This window comes from Marinobacterium weihaiense, assembly GCF_019061305.1.
In the GTDB taxonomy this organism is placed as follows: domain Bacteria; phylum Pseudomonadota; class Gammaproteobacteria; order Pseudomonadales; family Balneatricaceae; genus Marinobacterium; species Marinobacterium weihaiense.
In genome coordinates this window covers 101869-127161 of record NZ_JAHQZT010000003.1, presented here as the reverse complement: position 1 = coordinate 127161, position 25293 = coordinate 101869, and the positions used below count along the sequence as shown (strand labels likewise).

The 25293-nt window shown below is 57.9% G+C and carries 26 protein-coding genes and 1 other RNA gene; 7 read left to right on the top strand and 20 right to left on the bottom strand.

Annotated elements, in window-relative coordinates; translation table 11 throughout:
• Positions 1-105: 105 nt before the first annotated feature.
• Positions 106-2025, bottom strand: coding sequence for a molecular chaperone DnaK (gene dnaK, locus KTN04_RS03400; RefSeq protein ID WP_217333810.1), 1920 nt, complete (start codon positions 2023-2025; stop codon positions 106-108).
• A 116-nt stretch (positions 2026-2141) separates the two neighbouring features.
• Complete coding sequence (grpE, locus tag KTN04_RS03395; protein WP_217333809.1) at positions 2142-2726, bottom strand: nucleotide exchange factor GrpE; 585 nt, start codon at positions 2724-2726, stop codon at positions 2142-2144.
• Between the two features lie 194 nt (positions 2727-2920).
• On the opposite strand from grpE, the gene recN reads away from it, so the two are divergent.
• Entirely contained in the window at positions 2921-4588 is a 1668-nt protein-coding gene (gene recN / locus KTN04_RS03390; RefSeq protein WP_217333808.1) for a DNA repair protein RecN, read from the top strand.
• Positions 4589-4607: 19 nt separating this feature from the next.
• Here the strand turns inward: recN and fur are convergent, their stop codons facing one another.
• Entirely contained in the window at positions 4608-5042 is a 435-nt protein-coding gene (gene fur / locus KTN04_RS03385; RefSeq protein WP_217333807.1) for a ferric iron uptake transcriptional regulator, read from the bottom strand.
• 88 nt (positions 5043-5130) lie between these two features.
• Between fur and KTN04_RS03380 the strand changes: the two genes are divergently transcribed.
• Entirely contained in the window at positions 5131-5469 is a 339-nt protein-coding gene (locus tag KTN04_RS03380; protein ID WP_217333806.1) for an outer membrane protein assembly factor BamE, read from the top strand.
• Between the two features lie 27 nt (positions 5470-5496).
• On the opposite strand, the gene KTN04_RS03375 is transcribed toward KTN04_RS03380, so the two are convergent.
• Genes KTN04_RS03375 through KTN04_RS03365 form a run of 3 tightly spaced genes read right to left on the bottom strand, consistent with a single transcriptional unit; the run spans position 5497 to position 7649 of the window.
• Positions 5497-5817: an RnfH family protein gene (locus tag KTN04_RS03375; RefSeq protein ID WP_217333805.1), complete on the bottom strand. Its 321-nt coding sequence runs from the start codon at positions 5815-5817 to the stop codon at positions 5497-5499.
• An 8-nt stretch (positions 5818-5825) separates the two neighbouring features.
• Positions 5826-6257 carry a type II toxin-antitoxin system RatA family toxin gene (locus KTN04_RS03370; protein ID WP_217333804.1) on the bottom strand — a complete coding sequence of 144 codons (432 nt, stop codon included), beginning with the start codon at positions 6255-6257 and terminating at the stop codon, positions 5826-5828.
• Positions 6258-6284: 27 nt separating this feature from the next.
• Complete coding sequence (locus tag KTN04_RS03365) at positions 6285-7649, bottom strand: sodium-dependent transporter (protein WP_217333803.1); 1365 nt, start codon at positions 7647-7649, stop codon at positions 6285-6287.
• Between the two features lie 164 nt (positions 7650-7813).
• On the opposite strand from KTN04_RS03365, the gene smpB reads away from it, so the two are divergent.
• The gene (gene smpB, locus KTN04_RS03360) at positions 7814-8293 is read left to right on the top strand and encodes an SsrA-binding protein SmpB (RefSeq protein WP_217333802.1); all 480 of its coding nucleotides are present in this window, start codon (positions 7814-7816) and stop codon (positions 8291-8293) included.
• Between the two features lie 54 nt (positions 8294-8347).
• Positions 8348-8706, top strand: a transfer-messenger RNA (tmRNA) gene (ssrA, locus tag KTN04_RS03355).
• Between the two features lie 500 nt (positions 8707-9206).
• Here the strand turns inward: ssrA and KTN04_RS03350 are convergent.
• The 13 genes from KTN04_RS03350 to KTN04_RS03290 form a co-directional block, all read right to left on the bottom strand.
• Positions 9207-9641 carry a helix-turn-helix domain-containing protein gene (locus KTN04_RS03350; RefSeq protein WP_217333801.1) on the bottom strand — a complete coding sequence of 145 codons (435 nt, stop codon included), beginning with the start codon at positions 9639-9641 and terminating at the stop codon, positions 9207-9209.
• Between the two features lie 50 nt (positions 9642-9691).
• Complete coding sequence (locus KTN04_RS17365; RefSeq protein ID WP_217333800.1) at positions 9692-10018, bottom strand: DUF4258 domain-containing protein; 327 nt, start codon at positions 10016-10018, stop codon at positions 9692-9694.
• 405 nt (positions 10019-10423) lie between these two features.
• Entirely contained in the window at positions 10424-11446 is a 1023-nt protein-coding gene (locus KTN04_RS03340) for a coiled-coil domain-containing protein (protein ID WP_217333799.1), read from the bottom strand.
• A 113-nt stretch (positions 11447-11559) separates the two neighbouring features.
• The gene (locus KTN04_RS03335) at positions 11560-12699 is read right to left on the bottom strand and encodes a DnaT-like ssDNA-binding domain-containing protein (RefSeq protein WP_217333798.1); all 1140 of its coding nucleotides are present in this window, start codon (positions 12697-12699) and stop codon (positions 11560-11562) included.
• Between the two features lie 107 nt (positions 12700-12806).
• Positions 12807-13205, bottom strand: coding sequence for a hypothetical protein (locus KTN04_RS03330; RefSeq protein WP_217333797.1), 399 nt, complete (start codon positions 13203-13205; stop codon positions 12807-12809).
• Positions 13202-13675 carry a hypothetical protein gene (locus tag KTN04_RS03325; RefSeq protein ID WP_217333796.1) on the bottom strand — a complete coding sequence of 158 codons (474 nt, stop codon included), beginning with the start codon at positions 13673-13675 and terminating at the stop codon, positions 13202-13204. Before KTN04_RS03325 ends, KTN04_RS03330 begins: the two co-directional genes overlap by 4 nt.
• The gene (locus tag KTN04_RS03320) at positions 13675-14004 is read right to left on the bottom strand and encodes a hypothetical protein (RefSeq protein ID WP_217333795.1); all 330 of its coding nucleotides are present in this window, start codon (positions 14002-14004) and stop codon (positions 13675-13677) included. The genes KTN04_RS03325 and KTN04_RS03320 overlap by 1 nt, the downstream gene beginning before the upstream one ends.
• On the bottom strand, positions 14001-14186 hold the full coding sequence (locus KTN04_RS03315) for a helix-turn-helix transcriptional regulator (RefSeq protein ID WP_217333794.1): 186 nt from the start codon (positions 14184-14186) through the stop codon (positions 14001-14003). The genes KTN04_RS03320 and KTN04_RS03315 overlap by 4 nt, the downstream gene beginning before the upstream one ends.
• 96 nt (positions 14187-14282) lie before the next feature.
• Entirely contained in the window at positions 14283-15008 is a 726-nt protein-coding gene (locus tag KTN04_RS03310) for a hypothetical protein (protein WP_217333793.1), read from the bottom strand.
• Positions 15005-16243, bottom strand: a complete 1239-nt coding sequence (locus KTN04_RS03305) for a tyrosine-type recombinase/integrase (RefSeq protein WP_217333792.1) — start codon at positions 16241-16243, stop codon at positions 15005-15007. Before KTN04_RS03305 ends, KTN04_RS03310 begins: the two co-directional genes overlap by 4 nt.
• A gap of 320 nt (positions 16244-16563) precedes the next feature.
• Positions 16564-17289 carry an anaerobic ribonucleoside-triphosphate reductase activating protein gene (locus KTN04_RS03300; RefSeq protein WP_217333791.1) on the bottom strand — a complete coding sequence of 242 codons (726 nt, stop codon included), beginning with the start codon at positions 17287-17289 and terminating at the stop codon, positions 16564-16566.
• Positions 17286-17438: an anaerobic ribonucleoside-triphosphate reductase gene (nrdD, locus tag KTN04_RS03295; RefSeq protein ID WP_217333790.1), complete on the bottom strand. Its 153-nt coding sequence runs from the start codon at positions 17436-17438 to the stop codon at positions 17286-17288. Before nrdD ends, KTN04_RS03300 begins: the two co-directional genes overlap by 4 nt.
• A 27-nt stretch (positions 17439-17465) precedes the next feature.
• A complete protein-coding gene (locus KTN04_RS03290; protein WP_217333789.1) occupies positions 17466-19193 on the bottom strand; it encodes a ribonucleoside triphosphate reductase in 1728 nt (575 codons plus the stop codon).
• Between the two features lie 193 nt (positions 19194-19386).
• Between KTN04_RS03290 and KTN04_RS03285 the strand changes: the two genes are divergently transcribed.
• The 3 genes from KTN04_RS03285 to KTN04_RS17180 all read left to right on the top strand — a co-directional run bounded on the left by KTN04_RS03285 (position 19387) and on the right by KTN04_RS17180 (position 22306).
• Positions 19387-20232, top strand: coding sequence for an SDR family oxidoreductase (locus KTN04_RS03285; RefSeq protein WP_217333788.1), 846 nt, complete (start codon positions 19387-19389; stop codon positions 20230-20232).
• Between the two features lie 59 nt (positions 20233-20291).
• Positions 20292-20825 (top strand): DUF3750 domain-containing protein, encoded by a 534-nt coding sequence (locus KTN04_RS03280; protein WP_217333787.1) that lies wholly within the window; start codon positions 20292-20294, stop codon positions 20823-20825.
• A gap of 164 nt (positions 20826-20989) precedes the next feature.
• A complete protein-coding gene (locus KTN04_RS17180; RefSeq protein WP_217333786.1) occupies positions 20990-22306 on the top strand; it encodes a methyl-accepting chemotaxis protein in 1317 nt (438 codons plus the stop codon).
• Positions 22307-22310: 4 nt separating this feature from the next.
• Here KTN04_RS17180 and KTN04_RS03270 read toward each other — a convergent pair whose 3' ends face one another.
• Positions 22311-25211 (bottom strand): transporter substrate-binding domain-containing protein, encoded by a 2901-nt coding sequence (locus tag KTN04_RS03270; protein WP_217333785.1) that lies wholly within the window; start codon positions 25209-25211, stop codon positions 22311-22313.
• Positions 25212-25293 lie beyond the last annotated feature (82 nt).

Genomic DNA, 25293 nt, shown 5'->3' with positions numbered 1-25293 from the left:
TCTGACTCGTTAAGGTTTGGCCCCGGGGGGCCGGACATGACAACGCGGGCCTGAGCCCGCGCTGTCACACTGCAACGATCGACATGCGCGCACGCATTGAAGCGTTTACTTCTTGTCGTCGTCCTTAACTTCCTCGAACTCAGCGTCAACAACGTCGTCCGCTGCATCTTTGGCACCTTCAGCACCACCGGCCTGCTCAGCCTGAGCGGCATCCGCGTACATTTTCTGCGCCACAGCAGACAGGGCTTCGGTCAGCACCTCGGTCTTGCTTTCGATGGCCTCCTTGTCGGTACCCTTCAGCGCTTCTTCCAGGTCCTTGATGGCCGCTTCAATCTTCGCCTTTTCGTCATCGGTCGCCTTGTCGCCGGCATCCTTCAGCGTCTTGTTCGCGGTGTGGATCATGGCGTCACCTTGGTTACGGGCGCCGGTCAGTTCCTCGAACTTCTTGTCTTCTTCGGCGTGCGCTTCAGCGTCGCGTACCATCTGCTCGATTTCGTCATCGTTCAGACCGGAAGAGGCCTTGATCACGATGGACTGCTCCTTGCCGGTGGCCTTGTCCTTGGCGGACACATTCAGGATACCGTTGGCATCGATGTCGAAGGTCACTTCGATCTGTGGCATGCCACGCGGTGCCGGCGGAATGTCGGCCAGGTCGAAACGACCCAGAGACTTGTTCTGCGCCGCCTGCTTGCGCTCGCCCTGAACCACGTGGATGGTGACCGCCGTCTGGTTGTCATCGGCCGTCGAGAACACCTGCGACTTCTTGGTCGGGATGGTGGTGTTCTTTTCGATCAGCGGTGTTGCTACGCCACCCATGGTTTCGATACCCAGGGTCAGCGGGGTCACGTCCAGCAGCAGCACGTCTTTCACATCACCGGACAGCACGGCGCCCTGAATCGCTGCACCGATGGCCACAGCCTCATCCGGGTTCACGTCCTTGCGCGGCTCCTTGCCGAAGAACTCAGCCACTTTCTGCTGCACCATCGGCATGCGGGTCTGACCACCGACCAGGATCACCTCGTCGATCTCGGACACGGACACGCCGGAGTCCTGCACCGCGATGCGGCACGGCTCGATGGAACGTACCACCAGCTCTTCCACCAGCGATTCCAGCTTGGCACGGGACAGCTTCACGTTCAGGTGCTTCGGACCGGTCGCATCAGCGGTGATGTACGGCAGGTTGACGTCGGTCGCCTGCGCGGACGACAGTTCAACCTTGGCCTTCTCGGCCGCTTCCTTCAGACGCTGCAGCGCCAGCGGATCGTTGTGCAGGTCGATGCCGCTTTCTTTCTTGAACTCGTCGGCCAGGTAGTTGATCACCGCCAGGTCGAAGTCTTCACCGCCCAGGAAGGTGTCACCGTTGGTGGCCAGCACTTCGAACTGGTGTTCACCGTCGACATCGGCAATTTCGATAATGGAGATATCGAAAGTACCACCACCCAGGTCGTATACGGCAACGGTCTTGTCACCCTTGGACTTGTCCATGCCGTAGGCCAGTGCAGCCGCTGTCGGCTCGTTGATGATACGCTTCACGTCCAGACCGGCGATCTTGCCTGCATCCTTGGTCGCCTGACGCTGAGAGTCGTTGAAGTAGGCCGGCACGGTGATAACCGCTTCGGTCACAGTTTCGCCCAGGTAGTCCTCGGCGGTCTTCTTCATCTTCTTCAGGATCTCGGCGGACACCTGCGGCGGTGCCATCTTCTGGCCCTTTACGTCGACCCAGGCATCACCGTTGTCGGCTGCCGTAATCTTGTACGGTACCATTTTGATGTCTTTCTGAACGACTTTGTCTTCAAAACGACGGCCGATCAGACGCTTGATCGCAAACAGAGTGTTATCCGGGTTGGTCACGGCCTGACGCTTGGCCGGCTGACCGACCAGGGTTTCACCGTCGTTGGTGTACGCGATGATCGACGGGGTGGTGCGATCGCCTTCAGCGTTCTCGATTACCTTGGTCTTGTCACCGTCCAGGATGGCCACGCAAGAGTTGGTGGTACCCAGGTCAATACCGATAATTTTGCCCATGTTCTGCTCCGATATTTCTCGTGCCCGCCGGGCGGGCGAATAAACTGTCTAAAAAACGGGTTGCTCTTTATATGGGTACGCGTTGCCGTATTTCAACGCCCCTTGCACCCTTTTTCTCAGCCTTTTGCGACCATTACCATTGCCGGGCGCATCAGGCGACCATTGAGCAGGTAGCCCTTCTGCACCACGGTTACCACCGCGTTGGGCTCCACACCCTCTGCCGGCACCATGGACATCGCCTGGTGATGGTCCGGGTTGAAGGCATCGCCCTGCTCGGGGTTGATCTGCTCTACATTGAACTTGGCCATGCTGGCGAGGAACATGTTCAGGGTCATCTCGACGCCTTCACGGATCGCCGTGACCTGCTCGTCATCGCCCTGGCTGGCTTCAATGGCCCGCTCCAGACTGTCAACCACCGGCAACAGCTCGTTGGCGAACTTTTCCAAGCCAAACTTGTGTGCCTTCTCCACATCCTGTTCGGCACGACGGCGGATGTTCTGGATCTCGGCCTGAGCACGCGGCTGCAACTCGGCCAACTGCTTGCTCAGCGCGTCCACTTCAGCGCGGGACTCTTCCAGCTGCTGCAGCACATCCGCCTGTGTTGCTTCAGCCGCACTCGGCTCTGCGGTTTCAAGCTCCGCTTCGTTCAGGGTGTCGACCGTCTCAACGGGTTCCTGGGTGTTCTGCTGCTCTTTCGCCATCAGGTCTCTCCAACTGACTCTTGAGGTTACGCCTAGATGCCCATCTATATGGGGACCGGTACCGATGATTCAAGCGCCAGACACGCTTTTTTTCATGCAAGGATTGATGCGCACGGCAAAATGGCTTATACAGTAAATACTGTATAAATAACCACTGTATAGAAAACCACTATTTGACCCTGCAGGTGGCCAGCATGCTGACACAGCTTACGATTCGCAACTTTGCCATTGTTGATTCACTCGAAGTGGAACTGGATACCGGCATGACCGTGATCAGCGGCGAAACCGGTGCCGGCAAATCGATCATGCTGGACGCGCTCGGACTGTGTCTGGGCGAACGTGCCGACAGCGACAGCGTGCTTAAGGGAGCCGACAGGGCCGAGCTGACCGCTTGCTTCGATATCCGCAACCTGCCGCCGGCCATGCTCTGGCTCAACGAGCACGAGCTGGAGGGCGATCCTCAGGAATGCCTGCTGCGCCGCGTCATCACCCGCGAGGGGCGCAGCCGCAGCTACATCAACGGCCGCCCGGCCCCACTGGCGCTGCTGCGCGAGTTCGGCCAACACCTGGTGGATATTCACGGCCAACACGAGCATCAGCGCCTGTTGAAAAAGGACTACCACCGCATACTGCTGGATGAGTTCGGCGGTCATGGTGAGCTAGCGGCTCAGGTACGCCGACATTTCCACAAATGGCGCCGCCTCGACAGCGAGTGGCTGGAATTGACACAGGTTTCCGACGAGCGCAACGCCCGCATCCAACTGCTCAGCTACCAGGTCGAGGAACTGGACCAGCTCGGCCTGCAGGACGGTGAGCTGGCACAGCTGGAACAGGAACAGCAGGTACTGGAGAATGCCGGCAGCCTGCTGAGCACCGGCCATCGGCTACTACAGCTGAGCAGCGATGCCGACAGCGACAACTGCCAGTCGATGCTGCAGCACTGCCTACAGCTGCTGGAGCAGCTGCACAGCCGCGACAGCCGCATCGAGCAAGCCAGCGACATGTTCAATACCGCCCTGATCCAGCTGGACGAGGCCAGTCGCGAAGTCCGCCATTTCCTCGACAGTGTCGAGGTTAATCCCGCACGCCAACAGGAGGTTGAAGCCCGCCTGTCCGCCATATATGACGTGGCCCGCAAGCACCGCCTACTGCCGGAGCAGCTGATGGAGTTTCACCATGAACTGAAAGCGGAGCTGGACGGCCTGACCGGTTCCGATGAGGCGCTGGCACAACTGGAACAGGACGTACAGGCCGCGCGTGACACTTTCCTCAAAGCAGCAGCCGAGCTGAGCGAGGCGCGCCAGCAATGTGCCGGACGTCTGGACACGCTGGTCGATGAGCAGCTGCACGCACTGGGCATGCCTGCCGCTCACTTCAGCGCCTGCCTCACCCCGCTGGATGAAGAACGCTACAACGCCAACGGTCTGGAAGACGTAGAATTTTTGATCAGCACCAACGCCGGCCAACCGGCCCGTGCCCTGGCCAAGGTGGCCTCCGGGGGTGAATTGTCACGCATTAGCCTGGCCATCCAGGTCATCACCGCTCAGACCTCCAGTACGCCAACGCTGGTGTTTGATGAGGTGGATGTGGGCATCGGCGGCGGCGTGGCCGAGGTAGTCGGTCGCATGTTGCGTGAGCTGGGCCAGCGGGTGCAGATCCTGTGCGTGACGCATCAACCGCAGGTGGCCGCGCAGGGACATCAGCATCTGTTCGTGAGCAAGAATGGCCAGCATACCGGCACGCACACACGCGTCCAGCGGTTGGATCGAACACAACGGGTAGAAGAAGTTGCCCGGATGTTGGGCGGAGTGGACATCACCCGCACATCACTGAGCCATGCACGGGAGATGCTGTCAGCCTAACGGCTGACAGCAGACTGGTTTACTTTTTGTCGCTTTCTTCGCAGCCGCCCTTGCAGACGCCATAGAGGTACAATGTGCGGTCGGTGATACTGAAGCCCAGCTCATCGGCCACCTTGTCCAGAATTTCCGATACCTTGGGCTCGGTGAATTCACGCACACGGCCACACTTAACGCACACCACGTGGTCATGATGCTCGTCACGCGCCAGTTCGAACACCGAGTGACCACCTTCAAAGTGGTGACGGGATACTAGCCCGGCCGCTTCAAACTGAGTTAATACCCGATAGACGGTCGCAAGACCGACATCCTCGCCCTGCTCCATCAGGAGCTTGTAGATATCCTCAGCACTGAAGTGGTCGCCCTCTCCGGCACGCTCCAGAATCTGATAAATTTTGACCCGCGGCAGAGTCACCTTCAGTCCGGCCTTCCGCAGTTCCTGATTTTCCAGTGCCATATTAGGTCTCAATCACTATGCTGTTCGGGATTTGCAATGTTAGACTCCATTATCTTTGTTTAGGCATGAAAACGGAAGCCATTGTCCGATGCGAAAGGTTCTTCTCAGCGCTACAGTTGCACTTCTGATCGCCGGCTGCTCCGAATTTCCCGGTGTGTACAAGATCGACATCCCCCAGGGCAATGTTGTTACCCAGGAAATGGTCGACCAGCTGCGCCCCGGCATGACACCGGCCCAGGTACGCTACGTCATGGGCACCCCGCTGGTAAATGACAGCTTCAGCGCCAATCGCTGGGATTACATCTACAGCATCAAGGAAGGCGGCAAGCCGCGCTCTCAGGAACGCATCAGCCTGTTCTTCGAAGGGGGCAAGCTGAGCCGCCTGAGTGGCGATTTCCGCCCAGGCACCACGCCCGACACTCCCTGACAACATTTTCGGACAGGCAGAACGCAATTAACTCTGCTTGTCCTCGCCGGCCGCCTGCGCCGCCTTTTCCGCTTTCATTTTCGCCGCTCGCCGTGCCCGCACTTCCTTGGGGTCCGCGATCAGCGGCCGATAAATCTCGACCCGTTCGCCCTCCTTCAGCGCCGTGGATGCCGGATCCTTCACCGCCTTGCCAAACACCCCCATAGGCGTGCTGTCCGGGTCGATCTCGGGAAACAGCTCGACGATGCCAGAACGCACCACGGCCTCACGCAGCGTGCAGCCTTCTTCGACCTGTAGCGCTATGATTTTCTGCTCATGCGGCAATGCATAAGCCACTTCCACTTTCATGGCTGCTCCTAACCGTAGACCTGATCCGCACGGCTGACAAAGGCATCCACCAGCGTTGTTGCCACCGAGTTGAATACCTTGGACATCGCCAGACCGGTCAGTTTGCCTTTGAACTCGAATTGCATGCTGAGTTCAACCTTGCTGGCTTCATCGCTGAGCGGCGTGAATGTCCAGATACCGTGCATGGACGAAAAGGGGCCCTCGACGAGGGCAATATCCATTTTTTCAGGGCGATGCAGGCAATTGCGCGTGGTAAAGCTGTATTTAAGGCCACCCTTAGCTAGATGCAGGGTGGCCACCAGCTCGTCTTCGCGCTCCGACACCACCTCCGTGGCGGCGCACCAGGGCAGAAACCGGGGGTAGCTGCGCACATCGTTGACCAGATCAAACATCTGCTCAGCGGTGTGCAGCACCAGTGCGCTGCGATTCACTTGTGTCATAAAGGCAATACCCGGCTGGCCTGACAATCAGGCCAGCTTCTCATACAGTTTGGCGATAAAGATCACCAGCACCGCAACCGGTGCCACGAAACGGATAACCAGCAACCAGGCGGAATAGACCAGATCCGATTTCAGCGCCAGCTCGTCGCGCGTGATCTTCTGCTGCAGCTTCCAACCCGAGAAGAACGCGATCATCAGACCACTCAAGGGCAGCATGATGCTGGCAGTCGTGAAGTCGAGCAGATCGAAAATACCCATGCCGAACAGCTTGATCTCTGCCCAGTAGTTGAACGACAACAGCGATGCGATCCCCATGAGCCAGATAATGGCGCCCAGCACCAATGCCGCAACCGGGCGCTTGAGGCCAAAACGCTCCACTACCCAAGCTGTGGCCGGCTCCAACAGCGAAATGGCCGACGTCCAGGCGGCGACCCCTACCAGCAGGAAAAACAGGAAGCCGAACACCTGACCACCCGGCATCTGACCAAAGGCCACCGGCAGGGTTACGAACATCAGGCCGGGACCCGCACCCGGATCCATCTGGTTGGCAAACACCACCGGGAAGATGGCTAGACCGGCCACCAGCGCCACCAGCGTGTCCAGCACACCGATAGTCAGTACCGTCGCACCAATCGAGTCCTTTTTGCCCATGTACGAGCCGTAGGCCATGATCGCCCCCATGCCCAGTGACAGCGTGAAGAAGGCGTGACCCAGCGCTACCAGTACGGCATCCCAAGTCAGCGCCTCAACGTTGAAGCCGAACAGGAAATCCCACCCCTGCTGGAAGCCGCCACTGTTGACAGAGTAGCCCAGCAGCACCACAAGCAGCACGAACAGCGCCGGCATCATGATCTTGGTGGCACGCTCCAGGCCTTTGTTTACGCCGCCGGCCACAACGCCGACCACCATGAGCACAAACAGCGTGTGCCAGATCAGCATCTGCACCGGATTGGCCAGCAGGCTGTTGAAACGTTCGCCGGCCTCGTTGCTACCGATATTCACCAACTGCCCGGTGCCCATGGCCGCGATATAATCCAGCACCCAGCCGGCCACGACCGAATAGAATGAGAAAATAATGTAGCCGGCCAGCACGCCCAGCCATCCGATCAGGCTCCAGTTTCGGTTCAACCCTGCCTCGGCAGCGGTTTCACGCACGGCATTGATCGGGCTCTGGCGCGCACGACGTCCCACCAGAATCTCGCCCATCATGATCGGGATGCCCACCAGCATAATGCAGAACAGATAAACCAGAACGAAGGCTCCGCCGCCGTTTTCACCGGTTATGTAGGGAAACTTCCAGATGTTGCCCAGCCCGACTGCAGACCCGGTGGCGGCGAGGATAAAGATCCATCGACTCCCCCAGGAACCGTGAATTGACTGTTTAGACTGCATAGCGCTCTCAAGTAAAGAATTACACAAGAGGGCAATTGTTCATAAATCGGACAGGAGTGACAACCTTTTCAGGCATTTGTTGCAACGGCATGAAGCTGACAGGCAACCAAACGGCCACTTCGGGCGGCTTTCCTTGCCCTCTGCAGCTCTATATAATTGCTACCATGGCTAAGAAAAAGAAGGCTCCGGGCGGAAACACCATCTGCCTCAACAAACGTGCCAAGCACGAATACACCATCGAAACCCGTTTCGAGGCTGGACTGTCCCTGCAAGGCTGGGAAGTCAAAAGTCTACGCGAAGGCCGGGGGCAGCTGGTAGATTCCTACGTGGTACTCAAGAACGACGAGGCTTGGCTGGTAGGTGCCCACATCACCCCGCTGATCTCGGCGTCCACACACTTCGTGACCGACCCGCGTCGTGATCGCAAGTTGCTGATGCATCGTCGCGAGATCGACAAGCTGACCGTGGCCGTGGAAGCCAAGGGCTACACTAGTGTTGCCTTGGCGCTGTACTGGAAAAACGGCATGGTCAAATGCGAAGTGGCACTGGTGAAAGGCAAGAAACTGCACGACAAGCGCGCCGACGAGAAGGAAAAGGACTGGAATCGTCAAAAGCAGCGCGAAATGTCCGTGGCGGCACGCTGAACTTTGGCTCTTTCGTCCGGTCCATTTACTCGCTACAATGCGCGTTACATATCTGGGGGTGACTTGGCTTCGACGCTGATTACGAACCCTTGGGTGCATGCCGAGAACGTGATGATTCTCGTAAATCCCTCATCACACAGTTATAGTTGCAAACGACGATAACTACGCTCTAGCTGCATAAGTCAGCTAGCGCCGCGCTCTAAGGTGTCTGTAACTAAGAGATTTTGCGGTGTCATTCGAGACAGAATCGCCCGGATGCTTTGCTCTAAGCTGAACGGTTAAAACTAAAAGAGCTCGCCCATAGCACCCTGGCTCTCGGGTCGCGACGGGTTAACTCAATAGAGATGCCTAAGCATGTAGATCTTGAGGCAGAGGATTGGCGGACGCGGGTTCGAAACCCGCCACCTCCACCAAATACCAAGCAGAATCAACAAGTTACAAGGCTGATTTTGCTAGACTCCACATCCTTACCCACATCCCAGAAAGTGGTTAAAACGGGGTTATCTGCGGGAGCGGTTCTCAGTTTGAGCAACCGCTTTTACCCACCTCCACAACCGATCCCATTGACCATCATAGAGCGCACGCGTTTGCCTGCTCAGTACTCATCGACTGCGAGATTAGGCATTGATACGCCTGACCGGCACCAGGTCAAATAACGGGCAAAAATCCCCACCCTGGACAAACTCAAGCATCTGAATTCAAAAGGCTTTATACCATCTGGTGGTGAGGCCATAAGAACGCCAAAAAATAGCCGGAAACCGCGTGGTTGCGCCCGCCCGGCGGTTAGCCTAATCCCCTAGGGGCCCCAGCATTTAAATCGGCTCTAGACTTACCCCAACGGCTAGTGCATAGACACAAAAAAACCCGGCACTAAGGCCGGGCCTTTCTATTCAGGCTAACGAGCTAGAGGTTGTTACGCTGCTATAGCTTCCTTCCAACCGTGATCCGATTCTTCAAAACAGAATGATTCGTGATCCTTCCTATCCAGCTCTGCTAATTTTTCGATAAGAACCTTAACGTCGTCATCTTCGTAGTGCCCCATTGCAACAACACGTACGAAACGATCCGCCATCGAAGTCGGCCCTTCCTTTTCCCATCGAGCAACCGTCTGGTCTTCAACACCAAGTAGCAGACCCAGTCTCTTTTGCGAAAGATTAAGTTCTTTCCTAAGAAACTTGATCTCTTTCCCTGTCAGCTTTGAGGGGGATTCGATGATAGCCATAGCGATAGCTTTATGTAGGCCTGGAACATCTTCAATAGCAACGCCCTTGCCATAGGGAGTCTCGTATTCCTTGAACCCATTCTTCAAATAGATGTTCGGCAGACCACAGCTAGTGTAGTGATACATGCCTATTTCTCCTTCCTTAACAGAAGAATACCTTCTGGATTAGGTAAGCATTAGAACGTAGTTATAACTATTCCCACGCAGCTAGACTCCTCTAAGATCGTATAGTCTATTACTGCGACAACAGTGATAGCGCTTCCTGCCGAAACGCCCTCCACCGTCATTTTCCAGTTACCCTTCGGCTCTTGTGCCGGTCCTTCAACAATCTTACCCGTGGACAAAACCCTCAGAACATCTACTCGAGATATATCTCTTTCGTACATTCGCTGTTCTGCGTGGTCTGTAAAAATGACGCGACTAGAATCCTGAGCAACCGTAGAGAGAATCTCTTTGGCTTGCTTCACGGAAAGAGGGATCTTAACAACTTTACTTTGTGTCATGTCATTAGCCTTTAACTGACAGAGCAAATAGGCCTCTCCCCCCTTGGACCTATAAAATTCATACCATGAATTTTATAGGTCCAAGGGGGGAAGTGCAAACATTGAAATGACCAAATTTGCGAAGTAACAACCTATCCACAAACCAGCGCACCGAAAACAACCCTGGCAAACCAGACCCTCCTGAAGCATGGATCGCCAAAATCACACTCTAACCCAGCAGCCACGAGGCTTTGCGCTGCTCGAGACTGACTCCCCGGTCTCGCCTCTGTCTCGGTCCAAGCCCCCTTCCCCCCTCCCCCTATCGAACATTTGCGCGAATTTGTAGAACTGATTGCTCGCATCTAGCTTCGACACGAAACATCAAAAGGCTGGACCCGCCGAAACGGACCAGCCCGACACCCCCAGTTAAGCCAGCCCTGCAGCAGCCAAGTGCTTAACCTTGCGATCGCTGATCACCTCGCCTTTAGGCCTGAAACACTTTTCAGTGATCCCCTTTGGATCTACATGGCAATTGCCAAACTCGATCGAGACCGACTCAGCCGACCAGCTTTTGGTCTTCCGGTGCCCCTGCTCGTAACTGATCAGGTCCGCTGCTTTCATATCCAGGAACGCCTCTTTCAGCTGATCAAAGGCATCCACAGCACGCTTTGCCGCCTCGGCATAGACCTCGTCGGCGTAATTCTCGACCATCTGCTTCAATAGTTCTTTGGCCGCATGCAACTCCGCTTCAAGTTGCTGAATACGCAATTCATAACCCCGGTTACGGGCTTTCATCATTTCCTCTTCAGCGGCGACTTTGTCCAGCTTCGACTTGAGCAATTCCAGGGCCTTTTGCGCCTTCTGCAAATCCGCCTCTGTCGCTTCCCCCAGACCAACATCAGCAGCAATCAAGTCCCTGGTTGCCGTAGCTTCCTCGACCTGTCCACGTAGCTGTGCTGTCGCCGCTTCTTGCTCGGGATCGGTAGCAGCCTCTTGGGCCTTTTGAATGGATTCAATCTTGCCCGCAATACCATCAACCTCGGCCCGCACCGCCTTCAGATCAGCCTTGGTGGCTTTTGGTGGGTTACCGTGCAATTGCTTCAGTTCTGCTCTGATCTGCTGCATTTTCTGCTGTACCGGGGTATAGGCTGCGTTGGCTTGCTCAAGCTCAACCCGGCAACTGGTTACCTCATCCGCCCGCTGCTGGGCCACTTGCGGATCAGGGGAAAATCGACGCGAGCCTGACGCGGGCATGGATACATAGACGCTGTGTCGCTCCTCAGCATTTCGCAAAAGTGCTTCGGCCCGGCTGAACCTTGTTTGAAGCTCCGAGTGTTCTTCACTCAGCGCTAACTCTGCCTGCCTCAGCTCCTCGATCCGTGCTGCCCAGTCGGCAACGGCTTTCGGGCTTTTTTTACTTGAAAACAGCTTATCGATAATTGCATTCATGTTTTGAATATCCTCTGTTAACACATCATGATCACGAGGCTTGCTGGCTCGGAATGCCCTGCCTCGCCTAAACCTGTTGCCCCTTGCGGCAACGACCAAACCAATTCACTCAATCACCAGCTGGTGTCACCGATGTCCATGATGGAAGCCGTAATAGCAGCTCGATGCGTTCGACGGTCTGCAGCTGTTGCGGGCGGCGCACTTGGGGGCAACGCCTGGCTGCCGGGCAGGGTGGGCGGCTTGATTGCCTGGCTGGCCAGACAACGCCTCAACTGCTGAACCAGCTTGTGCTCCCAGCGGCCTTGCCGTTGAACGTCGGGGCGGTCGCTCCAGTAGCTTCGAAACTCTCCAACCCACGCCTCTACGTCCTGTGGAGACAGACTGTCCAGATCGATACCGGCTTGCCTGCAGCGGTCAGCAAATGATTCACCGGGCTGCCAGTTCCAGTGCATAGCAAACGCTTCCCTCTGCATCGACTGCAGACCGGTTGTGGGTCGCTGGTGTTGTGTATCCAGGGACACCCCGCCTACCCTGTCGAACACCTCCAGGGAGCTGCGTTCTTGGTCTCCATGAACCACCTCTGCAACCGGTTCGGGTGCGTGCGCTGTTGTTGGTGTAGATATATTGTTTTCTTGTATAGTGGCCCTTTTGGCCGCTTCGGTGTTGGCCCTTACGTTGGCCCCTGTGTAACCACTCATTTCGCTGGAGCCCGCATGTTTCGTGGACTCTGACTCCTCTGGGGTTTGGCCCTTCTGTTGGCCCAAAACTGTTGGCCCTTCTTGGCCCTGTGTTGGCCCTTGGCCAATACCGGAAACGCTGGAGCCCTTGTTATTACTGGCTTTTAACGCTCCAGACCGTTGGCCCTGCCCATCTTGGTATTGTTCAAAATTCAGGATCGTGAACACCGTACCGGCTCGGCTCCCAGCCCTGGCGATCATGCCTTCATCAACCATGAAATCCAGGATGGTGCGCATCTGCTTTTCAGTGACGCCCACGGTATTGGCCAGGGCTTTACGACCAGAAATGAACTGCCCAGGCAGCAGCTCAATACTGCGATTCCCCAGCATGGACCGGCGGCACTTATGGGTTGCCAGCATCAGCATGTGTATCCAGGTCGAAAGGTATTCGGGTTTGCCGGCAAAAGCCGCACTCTGGAGCGAACGAAATAGGCGGATATAGCCGCCCTTGGCAGCAGCTGCGACACCCTCAGGGCGTGCCTGTGCCAGGTGAATCACCTTGCTCGCTTGAGACATAGTGAAACCTCACTGTTTCGCGTGCGCGGTCAGACAATACGACCCCAGGCTTCACCTCTGGGGGCAACGCCAGACCACGCACTGCTTTAAACGTGTATCAGCTGATATCAGGCGCCCAGAACGGGACTCTCAACCTTTGCCGTAGATCCAACCCCTGAGGACAACAGGAGGTCACCCGCCGCCCTCAAGCCAGGCATCAGCCCGGATAAAGTGCGGTCGATGGCGGCCACGCCGTCAGGGCTCTGACCGAGCTGCAAACGCTGTTGATAGAGGGTGCTGACGGTCACCATGAACTCGCCGATCTCACTTCCTTCAGTCCAAAGGAGGTCCCCGGCCATTCTCAGGCCGGACATCAAACCGGCTAGGGTGCGGTCATTGAAAGGCGAGGGCTGCTCGTCGTGATCAGCTATGCGGCGTTGCTCATGGATGGCTATGATTGCCAAGATGAACTCTCCTGCTTCGATCATCAGGCGGGCCTGCTGCTGTGTAGTCGCTTGGGCGTTCATGAAAACACCTCCTGCGCTGCAGCAAGTGACAGGGCCGGTGTACGGCAGGTAATCGCAGCATCAGCCGGCAGCAGCGCACGAGCGCATGCAAAGCTATTTGCTATAACGGTGAATGTGCTGCGGGTACGAATCGAAACGGCGCGGTACCGCTTCAGAGAAGATGCGTTCATGGTGAAAGTCCTTGTAAGGTTACCTTTCCACTCACCAACGCCAATATGGTGAGCGGAACCGTGCGGGTTGGCGTACCGGTACAAGGAACCGGTGTGCCCGAAGGCACCCACACACGGCCCGCTCATAACAGGCATGCCATGCTTTAGACACAAAAAAACCGCACTGATAGCGGTGTGTCCGCCTTGTATTCCAGGACGCCAATCCCAGGCTGCTGATTTTGCAGCAGCGGCTAAACGATAACCACGCACCACCAAGGTGTCAATCATTCCTTCAGTTTGAAAAAAGCTCTGATCTGGCATCACTCACCCCACACAATCGCTTTTGCGGCGTCCATCGAGCTTTCGGCCACTGAGTACTGTTTGTATGAGGTCATGACTCCACCAAAACCCGAGTGCTTAACCAGAACGGAATTAATCACTAGGCCATGACGCCTGATCAGCTCACAGGAGACGGTGCTTGGAAGACAGTGATCGAAGACTGGAGGCTTTTCGGCTTGTAGGCGAGTAATCGAGCCATGCTCCAGCATGAAGCGCAGCACACGTTTATACTTGGCCGCGAGCTTTCTGTTATGCTCACTTTGTGTACTTCGGGTAGTGGCCTCTGTGGCGGGGGCTGCTTCCTTCCTCATGCTGCAGCTCTCCTTTCAGTTTCCCAGGCTTCCACATCAGGCAAACGCCAGCGAGTGCACCCAGGTGACAATTTGACCGGCTTCGGGAATCGGCCTTTCTCGACCCAACGCCAAACAGTGGACTTGTTGATAGTAAAACGGGCGGCAACCTGCTTATCGGTAAGGTATGTATTGGTTTCCATCTTTGGCACCTCGTGCTTATTGATCGCAACGGGGCCAGTATGGAAAGGCGGGACTGTTGGCCACTATCAGGCATGGCCAACCTTTTGAAGGCGGCGCTATTCAGCAATGATCCTGCGTAACTGCCGGACCGATAATCTAAAATCAGGGTGCTTTTCTGCTATCCATCGTGCGGCCTCATTTTCGCTATCCCTGCCCACTCTGCGCATATAGTCACCAGCCAGGATTTTAATATCTCTGTTTCTCTGCTCGTTATCAGCACGTCTACGGCCATTGGGTGAATCAACTGGCGTCCCCTGGTTTGACTCGATCAGGCGGCGCTCTGCATTGTGGTGGATCGCTGCATTTTTTTCGTATGGCTCAACCGTGGCGGCCACGACCTCAGTTCCAAGCGAAATAGACGCCTCGATCAGCGGGAACACTTGCTCCAGACGGTCAGCCAAAGGGCGGACGGCTTCCTGTACCCGTGAAAGCCTCAACAACACCTCAGACGCTCGCTGTTCGCTTGATGTCAGGTTGCACCCTTCTGGCGGGGCATGTTTGGGTAGCCCTTGAGCAACAAGGCAAATCAAATGCCAGGCATGTTCCGGGTATTCAGGATCAACCCATTCAGGCACTGCTGGTTGCTCTCCAGCCCATCTCGGATAAACCTCATCATTGCCTGATAACACGTTCCGAGCATGCGCAGCCCAGCCGTAAAAGCAATCTGCAACACGGGCCCCCGTTGCGCTGGCGCTGGTGAAGGCAGCAACCTCTGCCTTAATTGCTGGTGTGGTGGTTTTATCAAAGAACAGACTCTGCTTGCGCACCTTCTCCCGGCTCATCCCTGCACCTCCCCCCTGATCGGCACAACCTCCCCATTCAGCGTTGATTCGCTCAGGAATTTTGCCCAGTCGGCCATCATGCGGGTACGTTGCGGCAACAGCTCATCACGGGCATAGGCCGCTCGGGTGGCATCGCTGTTGACGTGGGCCAGTGCCAACTCTGAAACCTCATCGGGGTAAGCGGTGCGACTCCGTGCCCAGTCCTTGAAGCACGATCGGAACCCGTGGGGTGTTGCATCCACTTCCATGCGCTTGCAGACAGCAGAAATACTCATATCTGACAGAGGGTTCCCACGGGGAGCGGTGAATAGCAGTTTGCTGCCTTCCATGCGCGGTGTTCTCTGCAGTAGCTCAATAGCAGATTCGGACAGTGGAACTCGGTGATCCTTACGTGCTTTCATGCGCTCAGCTGGTACTGTCCATATCTTGGCGGCCAGGTCGATCTCATCCCAGGTAGCAAAGCGCACTTCACCAGACCTGGCAGCGGTCAAAAGGATGAACTCCAGGGCACGAGCACCCATACCATCACGCTGCCGCAAATCAGCCCAAAAAGCCGGCACCTCCTGCCAGGGCAATGCCTTGTGGTGTTTCACCTTTCTGATTTTGGAAGGTGTCGGCAACAACTGGTCTAGGTTATCCGGCCAACGGGCCGGATTCTCACCAATACGGTGCCCGGATACGGTGGCCCAGCTCAGTACCGATTCAACACGCTGTCGCACCCTGGTGGCGGTTTCAGTTTTGGCCTTCCAGATCGGCTCAAGCACCTTGAGAACATGCGGCAGCTCGATAGCATCAACTGGCAGCTCCCCCAGCTCTGGGAACGCATGACGCTCAAGCGAGTTGATCCAGTCTTGCCGATGCTTCGGGTTGCTGAACTCATCCTTTCGGGCATCATGACAACGGCGGGCCGCCTCTTCAAAGCTCAGGGCCTTAGCCTGCGCAGCCCGTATAGCATCCCTGTGGGCCTTTCGCTCTGCCACCGGATCAATCCCTGCCATGATCTGCTCTTTCACGTCACGCGCTTTCTGACGCGCTCCGGCCAGGGTCACATCAGGAAAACCACCCAGACCGATATCACGGCGCTTGTCCCCTACCTTGGTTCGCAACAACCACGAGCGGGCACCAGTCGAGGTAACCTGTAGTAGCAAGCCTGCCACCCCACCAACCGGATACCGTCCAGGCTCCACCAAACGGCGCACTTCAGTGGCACTCAGTTCCCTTGCTTTCCTAGGCATGGCGCGGCCTCCACCATAATTGAAAATCGAACTCGGAAAACGGCCAGAATACGACCCCTCCAAATACCCCACATAAAACCATATCATTGGGTGCGATTTGGTGCTATTGATTGCGACAACCGAGAGAGGAGAAAAGAATTTAACCCTTTGAAATTAATATAAAAATAAGACTAATTGCGACTTTCTAAACCGGACTGAGACTCCGAATAGGTGGACGCTACCTCCACCAAATTGCATACGCTAAGCGCCTGTTTTTACAGGCGTTTTTCGTTTATAGCTTCCGACCCTAGCGCGCTTCCCTGATCACACCGCCCACATTGCTATCCTTCCCTCCACTCAAACACCGGAAACAACTTTTGCATGGTTTGCTGCAAGGCTGTCAGTTGTCCTCCGGGCAGGATGACGGGCTGTTCCAGTTCCGGGTCCAGGCATTGGCGGCCCTGATTGATCTGGATGGCGTAGCGAGTCACGCCCAGGTCAGCCAGTTCCTGCGCCAACTGGCAGGTTTCTTCGGCGGAAAACAGCCGCCAATCCAGGGTGGTGCGACATTCAAAAGCCACACCGGAATCCAGCAGCAGTTGCAGGCTGTGGCGGTTGGTCCGAGCCTGGTGGCGGCGACCGGTGACCTGTTGATAACGGTGCGCAGGCGCTTTGACATCCAGCCCGACCCAGTCCACCAGTGGCAGCACCGACGCCAGCCGTCCCGGGCTGACACCGGCCGTGTGCAGGCCAACCTTGAAGCCCCGCGCCTTGACCGCAGACATGGCCTCGGCCAGGGCCGGCTGCAGGCAGGGTTCGCCGCCGCTGAAGACCACCGCTTCCAACAAGCCCTGACGCCGCTGCAAAAAATGGTCAATCTCCTCCCATGCCAGCCCCGGGTCTGCCGTCGCGGTCGGAATCAGCTGTGGGTTGTGGCAGTAGCGACAGCGCAGTGAACATCCCTGGGTGTAGAGCACACAGGCCAGGTGGTCGGGGAAGTCGATAGTGGTCAGCGGCGTCATACCACTGACCACCAGTGTCGGTGCGGCGACGCCGATGGCGTTCATCGACGTGGCTCGACAAAGGGACGGCGCTCCTTGTGCTCTTCGCGCTTGCCGGCGTTGAACTGGGCAACCGGTCGATGGTAGCCCATGACACGGGTCCAGACTTCACAGCGCTGACGCTCTTCGGGCTTCAACAAGTGTTCGGCTTTCATGTGATGCTCCTCGGGTAGGACAATGGGTCAGGCGTCGGCAGTGGCCGCTGCGCCCAAAGACAGCTTCTGCTGCAGGCGTTCTTCATCGCAGCGCGGGCAGTACTCGTGCTCCCCCGCCAGGTAGCCGTGATGCGGGCAGATCGAGAACGTGGGGGTCACGGTCAGATACGGCAGCGCAAAGCGGCTCAGAGCCTGCTTCACCAGCTGCTTGCAGGCGCGCACGCTGGAGATCCGCTCCTGCATATACAGATGCAGAACGGTGCCGCCGGTATAACGGGTCTGCAGCGCCTCCTGCTGCTCCAGCGCCAAAAAGGGATCATCGGTGTAGCCTACCGGCAGCTGGCTGGAGTTGGTGTAATACGGGTGCTCGCGGCTGCCCGCTTGCAGGATGTCGGGCCAGCGCTTGCGATCTTCACGGGCGAAGCGATAGGTCGTGCCCTCGCCCGGTGTCGCCTCCAGGTTGTACAGATGGCCGGTCTGTTCCTGAAATGCCACCAGGCGCGCATTGATGTGCTCCAGCAGTTTCAACGCCTCGGCCTGCCCTGCAGCCTGAGTGATATCCAGCTGGTCGTGGCTGAAGTTGCGCAGCATCTCGTTCAGGCCGTTTACGCCAATGGTCGAAAAGTGGTTGCGCAGCGTGCCCAGATAACGACGGGTATAGGGGAAAAGCCCTTCATCCATCAGTTGCTGGATACGGCTACGCTTCAGTTCCAGCGACTCCTTGGCCAGCAGCAGCAGGTGATCCAGCTGCCGGTACAGCCCTTCCCAGTCACCGGCATGCTGATACCCCAAGCGGGCACAGTTGATCGTGACCACGCCGATGGAGCCGGTCTGCTCGGCCGAGCCGAACAGGCCGTTGCCGCGCTTGAGCAGTTCACGCAGATCCAGCCGCAACCGGCAGCACATGGAGCGCACCATGTTGGGCTGCAGGTCGGAGCGGATAAAGTTCTGGAAATAGGGCAACCCGTATTTGGCCGTCAGGGCGAACAAACGCTCGCTGTTGGGGCTATCCCAGTCGAAGTCATTGGTGATGTTGTAGGTCGGAATCGGGAAGGTAAAGACTCGCCCCTTGGCGTCACCAGCGGCCATAATGTCCAGATAGGCGCGGTTGATCAGGTCCATCTCGGCCTGTAGTTCACCATAGGTGAAAGGCATCTCCTCCCCACCGATCACCGGCACTTGCTCCTTGAGATCGTCCGGGCAGTGCCAGTCGAAGGTCAGATTGGTAAAGGGGGTTTGCGTGCCCCAGCGCGGAGGCACATTCAGGTTGTAGATCAGCTCCTGCATGCACTGGCGTACCTGAACATAGGTCAGGTTGTCCTTGCGGACGAAGGGCGCCAGGTAGGTATCAAAGGAGCTGAAAGCCTGCGCCCCGGCCCATTCGTTCTGCAAGGTGCCCAGGAAATTGACAATCTGGCCAACGGCGCTGCTCAGGTGCTGGGGCGGGCCGCTCTCAAGACGCCCCGGCACGCCGTTAAGGCCCTCGAACAGCAGCGTACGCAGTGACCAGCCGGCGCAGTAGCCGGACAGCATGTCCAGATCGTGGATATGCAGATCCCCTGCACGGTGCGCCTCGCCAATAACCGGGGTGTAGACCTCGTTTAGCCAGTAATTGGCGATTACTTTGCCGGACACGTTCAGAATCAGGCCGCCCAGCGAATAGCCCTGGTTGGCATTGGCGTTCACCCGCCAATCGCTGCGCTCCAGATATTCATCAATCGTGCTGCTGACTGCCACGCTGGCATGTTTACCCATCTCCGCACCCACTATATATGGAGTTAAAATAAGGCCTAGACCACAATATGTTGTGCATACTAGCCCCAGAGCACACAACATATCCTTGATGCGCATCAATGGAGACCCGCTGGATTTGCAGGCGTGGATATGCAGCTGGTATGTTGCGCAACACTGAAACCTGCCCCTGCCACTGATGAACATGAGGCCCCCGATGACCCCGTCCATTCTGATTACAGGCTGTTCCACCGGTATCGGCCTGCACTGTGCCATGCGCCTGCGTGCTTCCGGCTGGCGTGTGCTCGCCAGCGTGCGCAAGCCGGAAGACGTCGCCAAACTGAATGCTCTGGGGCTGGAAAGCTTCGTGCTGGACTTGGACAGCTCCGAGTCGATTGCCCGCGGTGTGGAGCACGCCCTGGCCCTGACCGACGGACGCCTGGATGCGCTGTTCAACAACGGCGCCTATGGCCAGCCCGGGGCCGTGGAAGATCTCAGCCGCGACACTTTGCGCGCGCAGTTCGAGACCAACCTGTTCGGCTGGGTGGAACTCACCAACCAGGTGATTCCCGTCATGCGCCGTCAGGGCCATGGCCGCATCGTGATGAACTCGTCGGTTCTGGGGCTGGTGGCGATGAAATACCGTGGCGCCTACAACGCCTCCAAGTTTGCGCTGGAAGGGATTACCGATACCTATCGACAGGAACTGCACGGCTCGGGCATCCAGATCAGCCTGATCGAACCGGGTCCGATCAGCAGCGCCTTCCGAGCCAACGCGCTGGCCGCCTTCAAGCGCAATATCGACTATCGCCAGGGCGCGCATGCCGAAATCTATGCCGGCGTGCTCAAGCGCCTGGAAGGCGGAGAAGAGCAGGATTCGAGCTTTACCCTGCCACCGGAGGCCGTCTACAAGGCCCTGCACCACGCCCTGACTCGCCCCCGCGCCAGGGCGCGCTACCCGATCACCGTCCCGACCCGGCTGCTGGGCTGTCTGCGCCGGCTGCTGCCGACCCGCTGGCTGGACCGCCTGCTGATGCGCGCCGCCGATGACGAGAACGGCTGATCCAACCCCGTTGCAGGGCCAGTACTATACTGGTGAATACCCAAGTACGAGGCCTTGCCATGCCTGTTTCGGTACGCGCATTTGTGATCGCTCTGCTGCTGGCACTGACCGGCTGCTCCAGTGATGGCTGGAAAACGGCCAGCCGTGCCAGTGCCGGTATCGCACCGCCTGCCGCCGACCACCCGGAGGCCGTGATCCAGGCCTACGCAGCCGATGCCTGGGGCTGGCGCGGCCTGTTTGCTGTGCACACCTGGATTGCGGTCAAGCCCCGTGACGCTGAGCACTACACCGTATACGAGGTGGTCGGTTGGCGCGAAAAGCAAGGCCTGCCGGTGCTGCGTACGGAGCAGGACATTCCCGATCGCCACTGGTACGGCGCCCGCCCCGAGCTGATTCTGGATCGACGCGGGGCTGATGCCGGTCAATTGATCCAGCGAATCGAGGCCGCCGCGCGTGACTATCCCTGGAAACACGATTACCGTGTTTTTCCCGGCCCCAACAGCAATACCTTTCCTGCCTGGATCGCGCAACAGGTGCCCGAACTGGGCCTTGAACTGCCCCTGCGCGCCATCGGGTCCGGTTGGGCAGATTAATTCAATCGTGCACTGAACCGCTCCAAATCATACTTTCGTATGTTGCATTTCGGATACAATTGAATATCCACAACCCAACAAATGTTATAGTGTGTTCTGTGCATGCTCCCCCACCTTCCCAGCATGTCCAGAAAACCTCTCCAACCGTAAGCGCCGGACTTGCCATGTCTACACGCAAAATCAAGCAGGAATTATCGACATGCAGGGAGCAACTGTCTGAGGCCCAACAGCTGATCAGTGCCGTGCGCAATACCATGGCCATGATCGAGTTCACGCCCGATGGCTATGTCATCAGCGCCAACAGCCTGTTTTCACAGGTCATGGGCTACCGTGAAGAAGAACTGATCGGTCAGCACCACGGTATGCTGTGCGAACCCCCCCTGACCCGAAGTCCGGCCTACAGCCGGTTCTGGCAGGAACTGGCCCGTGGTCGTGGCGTCAGTGAACGCTTCAGCCGCGTGCACAAGGATGGCCGCGTCATCTGGCTCGAAGCCAGTTATATTCCGGTCATGAATAACAGCGGCCAGGTGACTAAAGTGGTCAAGCTGGCTCAGGATGTCAGTGTCGCGGTGGCCCGCGAACAGGAACACAAGAGTTTCCTGGATGCCATCAACCGCTCCATGGCGGTGATCGAATTCAACCTGAACGGTGAGGTGGTGCGCGCCAGCGAGAATTTCGAGGCCACCATGAACTACCAGGAACGCGAGCTCAAAGGCCGACATCACCGCATGTTCTGCCCGCAGCCCTATGCGGACAGTGCCGCGTATGAGCAGTTTTGGCAGCGCCTGAACAAGGGCGAATACATGTCCGGCATGTTCGAGCGGGTCGACCGTCACGGCCGCACCGTCTGGCTCAATGCCACCTACAACCCGCTGTACGATGCCGCCGGTCAGCTGTACGGGGTGATTAAGATTGCCAGCGACATCACCGCCGATATTGAGCGACGCAATGCCGAATCCGAAGCGGCACAGATGGCCTATGAAACGGCACGGGAAACCGACAACAGCGCCGTGCGAGGCGCCACCGCCGTGGACGAAACCGTCAATATGGTCCGCAGCATCGAAACGCGCCTGACCACCATGAGCCAGCAGGTTTCAGCCCTGAACGACCAGTCGGGCAAGATCGAGCGCATTGTCGACGTCATCCAGGAGATCGCTGAACAGACCAACCTACTGGCTCTGAACGCCGCCATCGAAGCAGCGCGAGCCGGCTCCCAGGGGCGCGGGTTTGCCGTAGTGGCCGATGAAGTCCGCAATCTGGCTCAACGCACCAGCCAGGCCACTGATGAAATCAAGCAGGTTGTGGACCAGAACCGCCAGCTGGCATCCTCAGCCGCGGAAGAAGCCAACTGCTGTCAGACCCAGGTGGAACAGGGCGTGGTTTTGGCCAACGAGGCCGGCGCACTCATGCTGGAGATCCGCGAGGAGGCTCAGCGCGTGGTCAGTGCCATTGGCCAGTTTCGGGAACAGGTCCAGGGCTGAGCCTTCACACCGGCGTCCGTTCCCTTGCCTGGTCGCGCACCAAGCCTGAGCCACATACGCCATTGCGACCGGCGCGCTTGACCTGATATACGGCCTGGTCGGCTGCCTTGAGCCAGTTCTCCGAACGGTCCGTTCGACCCGGCGTCTGCAAGCAGTAGCCGATGCTGATGGTCATGCGGATAACGCCCTGATCGGTGGTCACGGTCATCGCCTCGACGGCCGCGCGTAGCCCTTCCAGGGTGTCCGACACGGCTTCGGGCTCGCTGGCGGGGTGAAAGATGACAAACTCCTCCCCGCCAAACCGGATCAGACAGTCGGATTCACGCCGGAAGCAACGGCGCATGCAGGCACTGAGGGCCTGCAGACAACGATCGCCGGCCGCATGGCCGTAAGTGTCATTGATGGCCTTGAACAGATCCACGTCCAGCACCGCCACCATGAAGGGAATACAGTTGCGCTGACAGGCCTGGAAGCAGGCGTCGAACTGCTGTTCATAAAGCACGCGATTGCCCAGTCCGGTCAGTGCATCCGTCGTGCTGACTGCTTCCAGCTGGCGATTGGCCCGCGCCAGCTGCCGATTCAAGGCCCGCAGCTTGCGAATCCAATACACCATAAACGTCACCACAGCCACTGTCGCCAGCAGAATCTGCCACAAATACCGATAGTCCATCGATTGCTTCAGCTCAACAGTGCGCCACTCGCTATCCAGCCGCTGCAGGTCCTGACTGCCAAGACTGGCCACCAGCTTGTCGATCAGCCCGGTCAATTCCGGATCGCGGCCACTGCTGGCCACGGCCAACGCCGTATCCATGGGCACACGCCCCAGCACACGCACGTCGGCATACCCCAGCTCGCGTAACAGCTGGCTGGTGGTGGCCAGGGTGCCGATATAGCCATACAGCTCGCCGCGTTGTACGCGGCGCACGCCCTCTTCCTCCGATGCAACCGGAACCAGATTCAGCCCGGGGTAGCGTCGCTGCAGGCTACCGAGCAGGGCAAAATCCTGCAGGATGCCGATGGGACGCGCCTGGAGTTCATCCAGATGCGTGATGAAGGGAGCCTCAAGCCGCCCCAGTACAATCGTCGGCAATGTGTAGTAGGCGTCGCTGAAGCTCAGCATTCCTTGAGCATCCGGCACTCGACCGGCCATCGGCAGCAGATCACAGTCACCGTTGGCCAGCGCTTGCAGGGCACCGGCCCAGCTGGTCGTTGGATGCAGTTCGAAGTCGGCTTGAATGCGCTCGGCAAACAGTCTCAGCAGACTGGCGGACATGCCCTGGTGCCGGCCCTGCTCATCCAGGCCCTCCAGCGGCATGCGATCGGGGTGAATACAGTAGCGCAACTGTTGCTGGCGACGGCCAAGCCAGCGTTGCTCATCCGTGCTCAGGGTGATCTGCCCGACGTCTCCCTGTGCCAGGAAGTGCGCCCCCAGCCAGCGGTTTTCGATGGCCCGCCGCTCGGCCGGTGTCATCGCGGCCAGTGCCTGATTGAAGATCGGTACCAATGGCGCCAGCTCGGGGCGCAGGCCGAAACGCAGATCCTCCCCTGCCAGCCCGTCCAGGCGCAGTTCACCGGCCACGTAAACGTCGTTCAGCTGCAGTGCGCGAATCCAATGGTTGCCGTTGGGCAGTGACGACAGCACCAGATCTACCTCGCCGTCCGCCAGCGCTTGGAACATGGAGGCCTGGCTATCAAAGCCCGATACCTGATCCCCCAACCGTGCGCGTAGACGGGCCTCATAAAAGATATCGCTGCCCAGCCCCACCCTGAAATGGCCAAAATCATCAACCCGGTTGAAGCGGAACTCCGGCATGCGGCTGAACACCACGACCGGCATTTGATAATAGGGGGCGGTAAAGCGGGTAAAACTGCGTCGATCCGGGTGGTCGGAGATGTTGGCGATAACGTCGATCTCACCGCGTTGCAGCTGTTCCATCAGCACATTCCACTGGTCCACCACCGGGATCGCCTGCAGGCCGGTCATATCCATGATGCGGTGCAGCACATCCACCGAGAGCCCGCGCACGCGGCCGCCATCCTCAAAAGTAATGGGCGCATAATCACGCATCAGCCCGACCCGGATGGGACCCTGCTGGCGCAATGTGGCGCGTTGAGCCGCAGACAGTTTGAACCCCTGGGGTTGCAGCGTCTGCCCGCCATACTCCTGCCAGCGCTCACGCTGGGCGTCGATCCAGTCGGGATCAATGCTGGCCAGAGCATCGTCCAGCCGCTGGTGCAGGTCAGGCCGGTCGATGGACACGGCAATGCGAAAATCTTCGCTTTCCTGCCCCTGAAGAGGTGCTTTTGCCAGCACCTCCAGATTGACGAACCCCTGTTGACGCGCCATGTAGCGCAGTGTCACTTCCGGCCCGACCACCGCATCCACCCAGCCGAACGAGAGCGCACGCACCAGGTCGGACTGGAAGTCGTATTCCACCACTTCCAGACCGGCTTCACGTAGCATGTGGCTGTAATAAATATCGCGCAGCACGCCCACCCGATACCCCTCCAGGTCCATCAGCCGACTGACGGACTCGATGGGCTGGCTGGCATCATGCATGATCACCGTGGTGCGCAAGTGGTAAGGGCGGGTAAACAACATGCGATCAGCCCGATCGGCACGCCAGGAAATTTCGTCAATCGCATCCAAATCGCCCCGCAAAAAGGCAGCATAGATTTCCGACCAGCTGCCGACACGGTATTCAAAGTCCAGGCCGCTGATCCGGCTGAGTTCATCCAGCAGGTCAATCGAGAATCCCTGCAGGCCGTTAGGGCCATAGCTGGAGTAAGGTTCGTTGTTGGCCACAATTCCCACTGACAGCGGTGCTGCAGGAGCCCCGGCCACAGCCATCAGCGGTAGCAGATACAGCAGCATCCCCAAGGTGCGCATGCATGTCAGATTCATCCGACAAATCCATTTGAGAGCAAAGATTTAATGTAGCACAGGGCGACAGCCTGCCCGTAGGGCGCGGCCAAATAGTGGGCAT

Excerpts from the sequence above, each read along its gene's own strand:
- KTN04_RS03375 (WP_217333805.1), bottom strand. The coding sequence starts at position 5,817 with ATGAAAGTGGAAGTGGCTTATGCATTGCCGCATGAGCAGAAAATCATA.
- KTN04_RS17365 (WP_217333800.1), bottom strand. The coding sequence starts at position 10,018 with ATGACACAAAGTAAAGTTGTTAAGATCCCTCTTTCCGTGAAGCAAGCC.
- smpB (WP_217333802.1), top strand. The coding sequence starts at position 7,814 with ATGGCTAAGAAAAAGAAGGCTCCGGGCGGAAACACCATCTGCCTCAAC.
- KTN04_RS03325 (WP_217333796.1), bottom strand. The coding sequence starts at position 13,675 with ATGCCAGATCAGAGCTTTTTTCAAACTGAAGGAATGATTGACACCTTG.
- KTN04_RS03330 (WP_217333797.1), bottom strand. The coding sequence starts at position 13,205 with ATGAACGCCCAAGCGACTACACAGCAGCAGGCCCGCCTGATGATCGAA.
- nrdD (WP_217333790.1), bottom strand. The coding sequence starts at position 17,438 with ATGAAAGCCGAACACTTGTTGAAGCCCGAAGAGCGTCAGCGCTGTGAA.
- KTN04_RS03285 (WP_217333788.1), top strand. The coding sequence starts at position 19,387 with ATGACCCCGTCCATTCTGATTACAGGCTGTTCCACCGGTATCGGCCTG.
- KTN04_RS03290 (WP_217333789.1), bottom strand. The coding sequence starts at position 19,193 with ATGGGTAAACATGCCAGCGTGGCAGTCAGCAGCACGATTGATGAATAT.
- KTN04_RS03370 (WP_217333804.1), bottom strand. The coding sequence starts at position 6,257 with ATGACACAAGTGAATCGCAGCGCACTGGTGCTGCACACCGCTGAGCAG.
- recN (WP_217333808.1), top strand. The coding sequence starts at position 2,921 with ATGCTGACACAGCTTACGATTCGCAACTTTGCCATTGTTGATTCACTC.
- KTN04_RS03300 (WP_217333791.1), bottom strand. The coding sequence starts at position 17,289 with ATGAACGCCATCGGCGTCGCCGCACCGACACTGGTGGTCAGTGGTATG.
- KTN04_RS03335 (WP_217333798.1), bottom strand. The coding sequence starts at position 12,699 with ATGTCTCAAGCGAGCAAGGTGATTCACCTGGCACAGGCACGCCCTGAG.
- dnaK (WP_217333810.1), bottom strand. The coding sequence starts at position 2,025 with ATGGGCAAAATTATCGGTATTGACCTGGGTACCACCAACTCTTGCGTG.
- KTN04_RS03270 (WP_217333785.1), bottom strand. The coding sequence starts at position 25,211 with ATGAATCTGACATGCATGCGCACCTTGGGGATGCTGCTGTATCTGCTA.
- fur (WP_217333807.1), bottom strand. The coding sequence starts at position 5,042 with ATGGCACTGGAAAATCAGGAACTGCGGAAGGCCGGACTGAAGGTGACT.
- KTN04_RS03350 (WP_217333801.1), bottom strand. The coding sequence starts at position 9,641 with ATGTATCACTACACTAGCTGTGGTCTGCCGAACATCTATTTGAAGAAT.
- KTN04_RS03305 (WP_217333792.1), bottom strand. The coding sequence starts at position 16,243 with ATGCCTAGGAAAGCAAGGGAACTGAGTGCCACTGAAGTGCGCCGTTTG.
- KTN04_RS03280 (WP_217333787.1), top strand. The coding sequence starts at position 20,292 with ATGCCTGTTTCGGTACGCGCATTTGTGATCGCTCTGCTGCTGGCACTG.
- KTN04_RS03340 (WP_217333799.1), bottom strand. The coding sequence starts at position 11,446 with ATGAATGCAATTATCGATAAGCTGTTTTCAAGTAAAAAAAGCCCGAAA.
- KTN04_RS03365 (WP_217333803.1), bottom strand. The coding sequence starts at position 7,649 with ATGCAGTCTAAACAGTCAATTCACGGTTCCTGGGGGAGTCGATGGATC.
- KTN04_RS03380 (WP_217333806.1), top strand. The coding sequence starts at position 5,131 with ATGCGAAAGGTTCTTCTCAGCGCTACAGTTGCACTTCTGATCGCCGGC.
- KTN04_RS03315 (WP_217333794.1), bottom strand. The coding sequence starts at position 14,186 with ATGGAAACCAATACATACCTTACCGATAAGCAGGTTGCCGCCCGTTTT.
- grpE (WP_217333809.1), bottom strand. The coding sequence starts at position 2,726 with ATGGCGAAAGAGCAGCAGAACACCCAGGAACCCGTTGAGACGGTCGAC.
- KTN04_RS03320 (WP_217333795.1), bottom strand. The coding sequence starts at position 14,004 with ATGAGGAAGGAAGCAGCCCCCGCCACAGAGGCCACTACCCGAAGTACA.
- KTN04_RS03310 (WP_217333793.1), bottom strand. The coding sequence starts at position 15,008 with ATGAGCCGGGAGAAGGTGCGCAAGCAGAGTCTGTTCTTTGATAAAACC.
- KTN04_RS17180 (WP_217333786.1), top strand. The coding sequence starts at position 20,990 with ATGTCTACACGCAAAATCAAGCAGGAATTATCGACATGCAGGGAGCAA.